This window comes from Pseudomonas sp. UBA7500 (assembly GCF_002478435.1).
GTDB classification, from domain to species: Bacteria; Pseudomonadota; Gammaproteobacteria; order Pseudomonadales; family Pseudomonadaceae; genus Aquipseudomonas; species Aquipseudomonas palmensis.
The window spans coordinates 2345-8910 of the sequence record NZ_DLNW01000043.1 but is presented as its reverse complement, the minus strand read 5'-3'; the positions used below and the strand labels follow the sequence as shown (position 1 = coordinate 8910).

The following is a 6566-nucleotide window of genomic DNA, read 5'->3' as shown; positions in this document are numbered from 1 at the left end:
CGATGCGCTTGCCACGCACCACGCCGTTCATGTCTGCAATCAGCAGATCGACAAATTGCACCTCAGGGTGGGCCTTGAGAAATTCACCCATCTCGTCGAGAGGGATGGCGCACGGGGAGACCGACGTCATGGCTAGGCATCCTTTGATTTTTTATCGGGCGGCAATGGAGGAGGTGTTACTGCGCTATCGGGAGCGGCGATGGTTTCATTTGTTCTTTTTAAGGTTCCCATCGTGGGGAATGCCGAACGCCGCGGCATTGCACGGTCGTTCCAGGTTCTGACAACGTCGCGGGTTGATTCACGACTGCCGCCTCACTATAGAATGGCCCCCACGCAACAGACATTGGCATTTAGGCAAGCAAAGAGTGCACCCATGCAATATCAGATCAGTCACGCCGACCTTTCCCTGGTGCTCGCGCTGGTACGCGGACGCTCCCTGGCCAAGGCTGCAGACCTGCTGCGGGTCGATGTGTCGACGGTGTTCCGCTCGATCCGGCGCATGGAGGCCGCACTGGGCACCGCGCTGTTCGTGAAGAGCCGCAAGGGCTACATCCCCACCGGCACCGCCCAGGCCCTGGCCGAGCAGGCCGAACGCGCCGAGCAGGCGCTGGATGCGGCGCGGGTGGCGCTGGAGCACGGCGAACAGGTGGTCAGCGGCACGGTGCGCCTGACCTGTACCGATGCGGTGCTGCACAGCCTGCTGCTGCCGGCCCTGGCCGACTTCATGCCGGCATACCCGGCCCTGTCACTGGAGCTGGCGACCTCCAACACCTTCGCCAACCTCAGCCGGCGCGACGCCGACCTGGCGCTGCGCCTGACCAATTCGCCACCCGAGCACCTTGTGGGGCGCTGCCTGGGGGCGGCCTCGTATGTGGTGTGCGGGCGCGAGGAGTACCGCGAGCGGCTGGCCGAGGCCCCGGCCAGCGTGCCCTGGATTGCCCCCGACGACTCCATGCAGGACCACGCCACAGTGGTGTGGCGCAGTCAGCAGTTGCCGGGGGTGATGCCGCGCTATCGCTGCAGCGGAATCGCGGCGATTGCACAACTGGTGGCGGCCGGGCTGGGGGTGGCCGCCCTGCCCGACTATATGGCCGACACCTTGCCGGGGGTGGAACAGTTGAGCGGTGCCCTGCCCGGGTGCAACACCGAGCTGTGGCTGCTGACCCGCCCCGATTGCCGTGCGCTGCGTTCGGTGCAGACCCTGTTCGACGAATTGACCCCGCGTTTGCGCGGGATGCTGGGGCGCCAGGAGGGCCAGGCCTGACTTTCGGGCCCCTTCGCCGGCAATGCCGGCTCCCACGAGGCAGGTGCGCAGTTCTGCAGGCGCCGACCTTGTCGGCCAAGCATTTGAATCCACGCCCACAAGACAGTTGTGCTAGAGCCTCACAACTGGTTATTGTCGGCTTACACAGGTCTCGACGTGAAATCAGCGCTTCCCTAAAGGCTGGTGATTTTTTAAACTATCGAGTCCGCTCGCCCATTCGGGCTGAACACCGCATTTGCTACTGAGGAAGACCATGGCCCGCGTAACCGTTGAAGATTGTCTAGAACACGTGGATAACCGCTTTGAGCTGGTCATGCTGTCTACCAAGCGTGCCCGCCAACTGGCCACCGGCGGCAAAGAGCCGAAAGTGGCGTGGGAAAACGACAAGCCGACCGTCGTCGCCCTGCGCGAAATCGCCGAAGGCATCTGCACCCCAGAATTCATGGCCGAACAGGACATCGTCCACGAAGACCCGGTCTTCGCTGCATTCGGTGAGGACGAGGCCAACGAGGCCGTCTAAGTCCATGCCTGGTCGACGTTGTACGGCGCAGGGCCCACTTTCTCGGCAGGAGCTAACATCGTGCCGAGTATAGACGCCCTCGCCGATCGCCTCTCGACCTACCTCGGCGCCGACCAGGTCAACCTGGTACGCCGGGCGTATTTCTACGCCGAACAAGCCCACGACGGCCAGCGCCGTCGCAGCGGCGAGCCATACGTCACGCACCCGCTGGCGGTGGCAAGCATTCTTGCCGACATGCACATGGACCATCAGAGCCTGATGGCCGCCATGCTGCATGACGTGATCGAAGACACCGGCATCGCCAAGGAAGCCCTCAGTTCCCAATTCGGCGAAACCGTCGCCGAACTGGTCGATGGCGTCAGCAAGCTGACCCAGATGAACTTCGAGACCAAGGCCGAAGCCCAGGCCGAAAACTTCCAGAAGATGGCCATGGCCATGGCCCGCGACATTCGCGTGATCCTGGTCAAGCTGGCCGACCGCCTGCACAACATGCGCACCCTGGAAGTGCTGTCGGGCGAAAAACGCCGGCGCATCGCCAAGGAAACCCTCGAGATCTACGCCCCCATCGCCAACCGCCTGGGCATGCACACTGTGCGCGTGGAGTTCGAGGACCTGGGCTTCAAGGCCATGTACCCGATGCGCTCGGCGCGTATCTACCAGGCAGTCAAGCGTGCCCGCGGCAACCGCAAGGAGCTGGTCAACAAGATCGAGGAATCGCTCAGCCACTGCCTGGCCGTGGACGGTATCGAAGGCGAGGTCAGCGGGCGGCAGAAGCACATCTACGGCATCTACAAGAAGATGCGCGGCAAGCGCCGCGCCTTCAACGAGATCATGGACGTGTACGCCTTCCGCATCGTGGTCGACAAGGTCGACACCTGCTATCGCGTGCTCGGCGCCGTGCACAACCTCTACAAGCCGCTGCCGGGGCGCTTCAAGGACTACATCGCGATCCCCAAGGCCAACGGCTACCAGTCGCTGCATACCACCCTGTTCGGCATGCACGGTGTGCCCATCGAGATCCAGATCCGCACCCGCGAGATGGAAGAGATGGCCAACAACGGCATCGCGGCGCACTGGCTGTACAAGTCCAGTGACGACGAGCAGCCCAAGGGCACCCATGCCCGGGCGCGCCAGTGGGTCAAGGGCGTGCTGGAAATGCAGCAGCGCGCGGGCAACTCGCTCGAATTCATCGAAAGCGTGAAGATCGACCTGTTCCCGGACGAGGTNNGTGCATACCGACGTCGGCAACAGCTGCATCGCTTGCCGCATCAACCGCCGCCTGGCACCGCTGTCCGAACCGCTGCAGAGCGGCTCGACGGTCGAGATCGTCAGCGCCCCAGGCGCACGACCGAACCCGGCCTGGCTGAACTTCGTGGTCACCGGCAAGGCGCGCACCCATATCCGCCATGCCCTGAAGCTGCAGCGCCGCTCCGAATCGATCAACCTGGGCGAGCGCCTGCTCAACAAGGTGCTCAACGGTTTCGACAGCGCGCTGGACAAGATCCCCCAGGAGCGCATCCAGGCCATGCTGGCCGAGTATCGCCTCGAAGTGATCGAAGACCTGCTCGAAGACATCGGCCTTGGCAACCGCATGGCCTACGTAGTGGCGCGCCGCCTGCTCTCCAGCGAAGGCGAGCAGTTGCCCAACCCCGAGGGTCCGCTGGCCATTCGCGGCACCGAGGGCCTGGTGCTCAGCTACGCCAAGTGCTGCACGCCGATTCCGGGCGACCCGATCGTCGGGCACCTGTCGGCGGGCAAGGGCATGGTGGTGCACCTGGAGAACTGCCGCAACATCAGCGAAATTCGCCACAACCCGGAAAAATGCATCCAGCTGTCCTGGGCCAAGGATGTCACCGGCGAATTCAATGTCGAGCTGCGCGTCGAGCTGGAACACCAGCGCGGCCTGATTGCCCTGCTGGCCAGCAGCGTCAACGCCGCCGACGGCAACATCGAGAAGATCAGCATGGACGAACGTGATGGCCGCATCAGCGTGGTCCAGCTGGTGGTCAGCGTGCACGACCGTGTGCACCTGGCCCGCGTGATCAAGAAACTGCGTGCCCTGACCGGGGTGATTCGCATCACCCGCATGCGCACGTAGCCCTCCCCCTGCAAGGAGTCACCATGACCAAGACCGTCATCACCAGCGACAAGGCCCCAGCGGCCATCGGCACCTACTCCCAGGCGATCAAGGCCGGCAATACCGTGTACATGTCGGGCCAGATCCCGCTGGACCCGAAAACCATGGAGCTGGTCGAAGGCTTCGAAGCCCAGACCGTACAGGTGTTCGAAAACCTCAAAGCCGTGGCCGAAGCTGCCGGCGGCTCGTTCAAGGACATCGTCAAGCTGAACATCTTCCTGACCGACCTGAGCCACTTCGCCAAGGTCAACGAGGTCATGGGCCGCTACTTCGAACAGCCCTACCCTGCCCGCGCCGCCATCGGCGTCGCTGCGCTGCCACGCGGCTCGCAGGTTGAAATGGACGCGATCCTGGTCCTCGAGTAATNNCTGTTCTGGAAGGACCCCGCCATGCGCCACGCGCTTGCCCTGGCTCTGGCCGCCGCACTGTTGAGCGGCTGCGCCAGCCACAAACCCGAAGACTACAACGGCATCTGGATCAACCAGCAGGCCATCGATGCTGCCGCCAAAGGCGTGAGCCTGCGCAAGGCGCTGCAGGACAGCGGCGGCAACCTGGAATGGAAGGTCAACGTCGCGGCCGAACAGGCCAGCTACACCAACGGTTTCGAGATCGTCGAAGGCCAGCTCAAGGCCGGCGAAAAACAACGGGACGTGGTATTCCCGGGGAATGAGATACAGACGTTGAGCCTGGATGGCGACGAACTGGTGCAGCACGCCACCCCGATGGCGCCGCAGCACAGCTTCCAGAAGGCCAGCTCTCCCGCCCCAATGGAAGCCCGCACCGGGACCACCTTCGAGCAGGCGCTGTACGGCGCCTACCTGAAGGGTGACTGGAAGGTGATCGAGGGCCCTGGTCAGGGCAATGTCGTGCGCTTCGGCGACACGGGCAGTGTCGAGGGCCTGCCCAATCTGGACCGCTACGCACTGTGCCTGGCCGGCGACTGCGCCAGCATGAGCGGCGAGTACGACAGCCTGTGGCTGGAGCGCAACCAGCAGGGCAACCCGTGGATCTTCAAGCGTGATGGCAAGACGCTGGAAATCCTGCGTGCCCTCAACAGCGCCCAACCAGACGAGATGCCGCAGCTGTATCCCGGCGCCCGGCAATGGCTGCTCGAGCGCGACTGATCAGGTGAGCCCTCAGGGTTGCGCCGCCAGAATCGCCGCGTAGCCTTCCTTGTAGCTCGGGTACTGTGGCACCCAGCCCAGTGCCCGGGCACGCGCATTGCTGCAGCGCTTGCTGCCGGTGCGCCGCACACGCTGCTGCTCCGACCAATGCGTGACGCCCATGTACTCGCGCAACCAGGCCACCACGTCGGCCAATGGCGCCGGTGCATCGTCCACCCCGATGTAGCAGTCCTCCAGCGCACGCCCCGCCGCATCGGCCTTGAGCAGGAAGGCCAGCAGCCCTGCCGCGTCCTCGGCATGGATGCGGTTGCCGTACAGCGGCGGCTCTTCGGTCACCCGATACCCCTGGCGCACCTGGCTGAGCAGCCATTCGCGGCCCGGCCCGTAGATACCGGTCAGGCGCACGATGCTGGCCGGGATGCCGCTGGCCAGTGCCAGCTGTTCGGCCTGGAGCATGACCTGCCCCGAGAAACCTGACGGCAAGGTGGCGGCGGTTTCATCGATCCACTCGCCGTCCTGCTGGGCGAACACACTGCTGCTGGACACGAACAGCAGGCGCTGCGGTCGCTGGCCACGCTCGGCCAGCCAGCCCAGTACATGCTTGAGGCCCTGTACATAAGCCGCCTGATAGCCCGCCTCGTCATGCTGGCTGGCGGCCACGCAGTACACCAGGTAGTCGGGTGCGACCAAAGGCCAATCGGTCGGGCACTGCGGGTTTTCCAGGTCTGCCGCGATGCCGGCAACCCCCGCGGGCAAGGCCGCCACATTTCTGCGCAAACCGCTTACCGACCAGCCAAGGCCCAGCAATTGCTGGGCCAGACGGCCACCCACATCGCCGCAACCGACGATCAGAACTGAAGGCGAAGACATCCGCACACTCCGTCAGACAAAGCCACAGCCTATCTGTGGAAATCGATAGGCGGCTAGTTAATATGCAAAAAAAGATACTGTGTATCTTCTGTTAACAAGAATTACTTGCAATAATGGCCGCCCAAATTTTGTTCTCGGCCCGACTCGAGGCCTGGAAGGACAACCACCCATTTCTTCTTCATCAGGTCCGGCCAGCATGACACGTATTCAACCTTCCGCTTCGCCAACCCTGTCGCGCGCCTGGCGCGCCATTGCCGCGCTGATGTTCAGCCTGGTACTGGCCCCCGCCGCCATGGCCGATGAGCCCGTCGCACAGAACGCCACACCGGCCGCCGCCGTTGCCCCTGCCGATACTACCCCGGCCGCACCTGCTGCCCCGGGCGCCGAGCCTGCGGATGCCGCCGCCGCGCCGGGCGCTGCCCCTGTCGAAGGCCACGACGCCACCCAAGCGCTGGTCGAAGACACCAGCCTGGGCATGGCCCACGACCTGTCGCCATGGGGCATGTACCAGAACGCCGACATCGTGGTGAAGATCGTGATGATCGGCCTGGCCATCGCCTCGCTGATCACCTGGACCATCTGGATTGCCAAGGGCTTCGAACTGATGGGCGCCAAGCGCCGCCTGCGTTCTGAAATCGCCCTGCTGAAGAA

Annotated in this window: 6 protein-coding genes and 2 pseudogenes; 6 read left to right on the top strand and 2 right to left on the bottom strand. The window is 64.0% G+C overall.

Features of this window, described 5'->3' with window-relative positions; translation table 11 throughout:
• Positions 1-130: hypothetical protein (locus tag B4I46_RS16950; RefSeq protein ID WP_286901066.1), on the bottom strand; the 130-nt coding region annotated here is incomplete at its 3' end.
• A 243-nt stretch (positions 131-373) separates the two neighbouring features.
• Between B4I46_RS16950 and B4I46_RS16945 the strand changes: the two genes are divergently transcribed.
• The 5 genes and pseudogenes from B4I46_RS16945 to B4I46_RS16925 all read left to right on the top strand — a co-directional run bounded on the left by B4I46_RS16945 (position 374) and on the right by B4I46_RS16925 (position 5045).
• Positions 374-1264 (top strand): LysR family transcriptional regulator, encoded by an 891-nt coding sequence (locus B4I46_RS16945; RefSeq protein ID WP_054916676.1) that lies wholly within the window; start codon positions 374-376, stop codon positions 1262-1264.
• 253 nt (positions 1265-1517) lie between these two features.
• Positions 1518-1784, top strand: a complete 267-nt coding sequence (gene rpoZ, locus B4I46_RS16940) for a DNA-directed RNA polymerase subunit omega (protein WP_043861569.1) — start codon at positions 1518-1520, stop codon at positions 1782-1784.
• Positions 1785-1844: 60 nt separating this feature from the next.
• Positions 1845-3882, top strand: a pseudogene (locus tag B4I46_RS16935) (RelA/SpoT family protein).
• Between the two features lie 23 nt (positions 3883-3905).
• Positions 3906-4286 (top strand): RidA family protein, encoded by a 381-nt coding sequence (locus B4I46_RS16930; RefSeq protein WP_043861567.1) that lies wholly within the window; start codon positions 3906-3908, stop codon positions 4284-4286.
• A gap of 24 nt (positions 4287-4310) precedes the next feature.
• A complete protein-coding gene (locus tag B4I46_RS16925) occupies positions 4311-5045 on the top strand; it encodes a hypothetical protein (protein ID WP_043861566.1) in 735 nt (244 codons plus the stop codon).
• Positions 5046-5057: 12 nt separating this feature from the next.
• Here the strand turns inward: B4I46_RS16925 and B4I46_RS16920 are convergent, their stop codons facing one another.
• Positions 5058-5915 carry an SDR family oxidoreductase gene (locus tag B4I46_RS16920; protein ID WP_286901065.1) on the bottom strand — a complete coding sequence of 286 codons (858 nt, stop codon included), beginning with the start codon at positions 5913-5915 and terminating at the stop codon, positions 5058-5060.
• A 196-nt stretch (positions 5916-6111) separates the two neighbouring features.
• On the opposite strand from B4I46_RS16920, the pseudogene B4I46_RS16915 reads away from it, so the two are divergent.
• Positions 6112-6566: pseudogene (locus B4I46_RS16915) on the top strand (tonB-system energizer ExbB); the annotation flags it as partial.

Excerpts from the sequence above, each read along its gene's own strand:
- B4I46_RS16945 (WP_054916676.1), top strand. The coding sequence starts at position 374 with ATGCAATATCAGATCAGTCACGCCGACCTTTCCCTGGTGCTCGCGCTG.
- rpoZ (WP_043861569.1), top strand. The coding sequence starts at position 1,518 with ATGGCCCGCGTAACCGTTGAAGATTGTCTAGAACACGTGGATAACCGC.
- B4I46_RS16930 (WP_043861567.1), top strand. The coding sequence starts at position 3,906 with ATGACCAAGACCGTCATCACCAGCGACAAGGCCCCAGCGGCCATCGGC.
- B4I46_RS16925 (WP_043861566.1), top strand. The coding sequence starts at position 4,311 with ATGCGCCACGCGCTTGCCCTGGCTCTGGCCGCCGCACTGTTGAGCGGC.
- B4I46_RS16920 (WP_286901065.1), bottom strand. The coding sequence starts at position 5,915 with ATGTCTTCGCCTTCAGTTCTGATCGTCGGTTGCGGCGATGTGGGTGGC.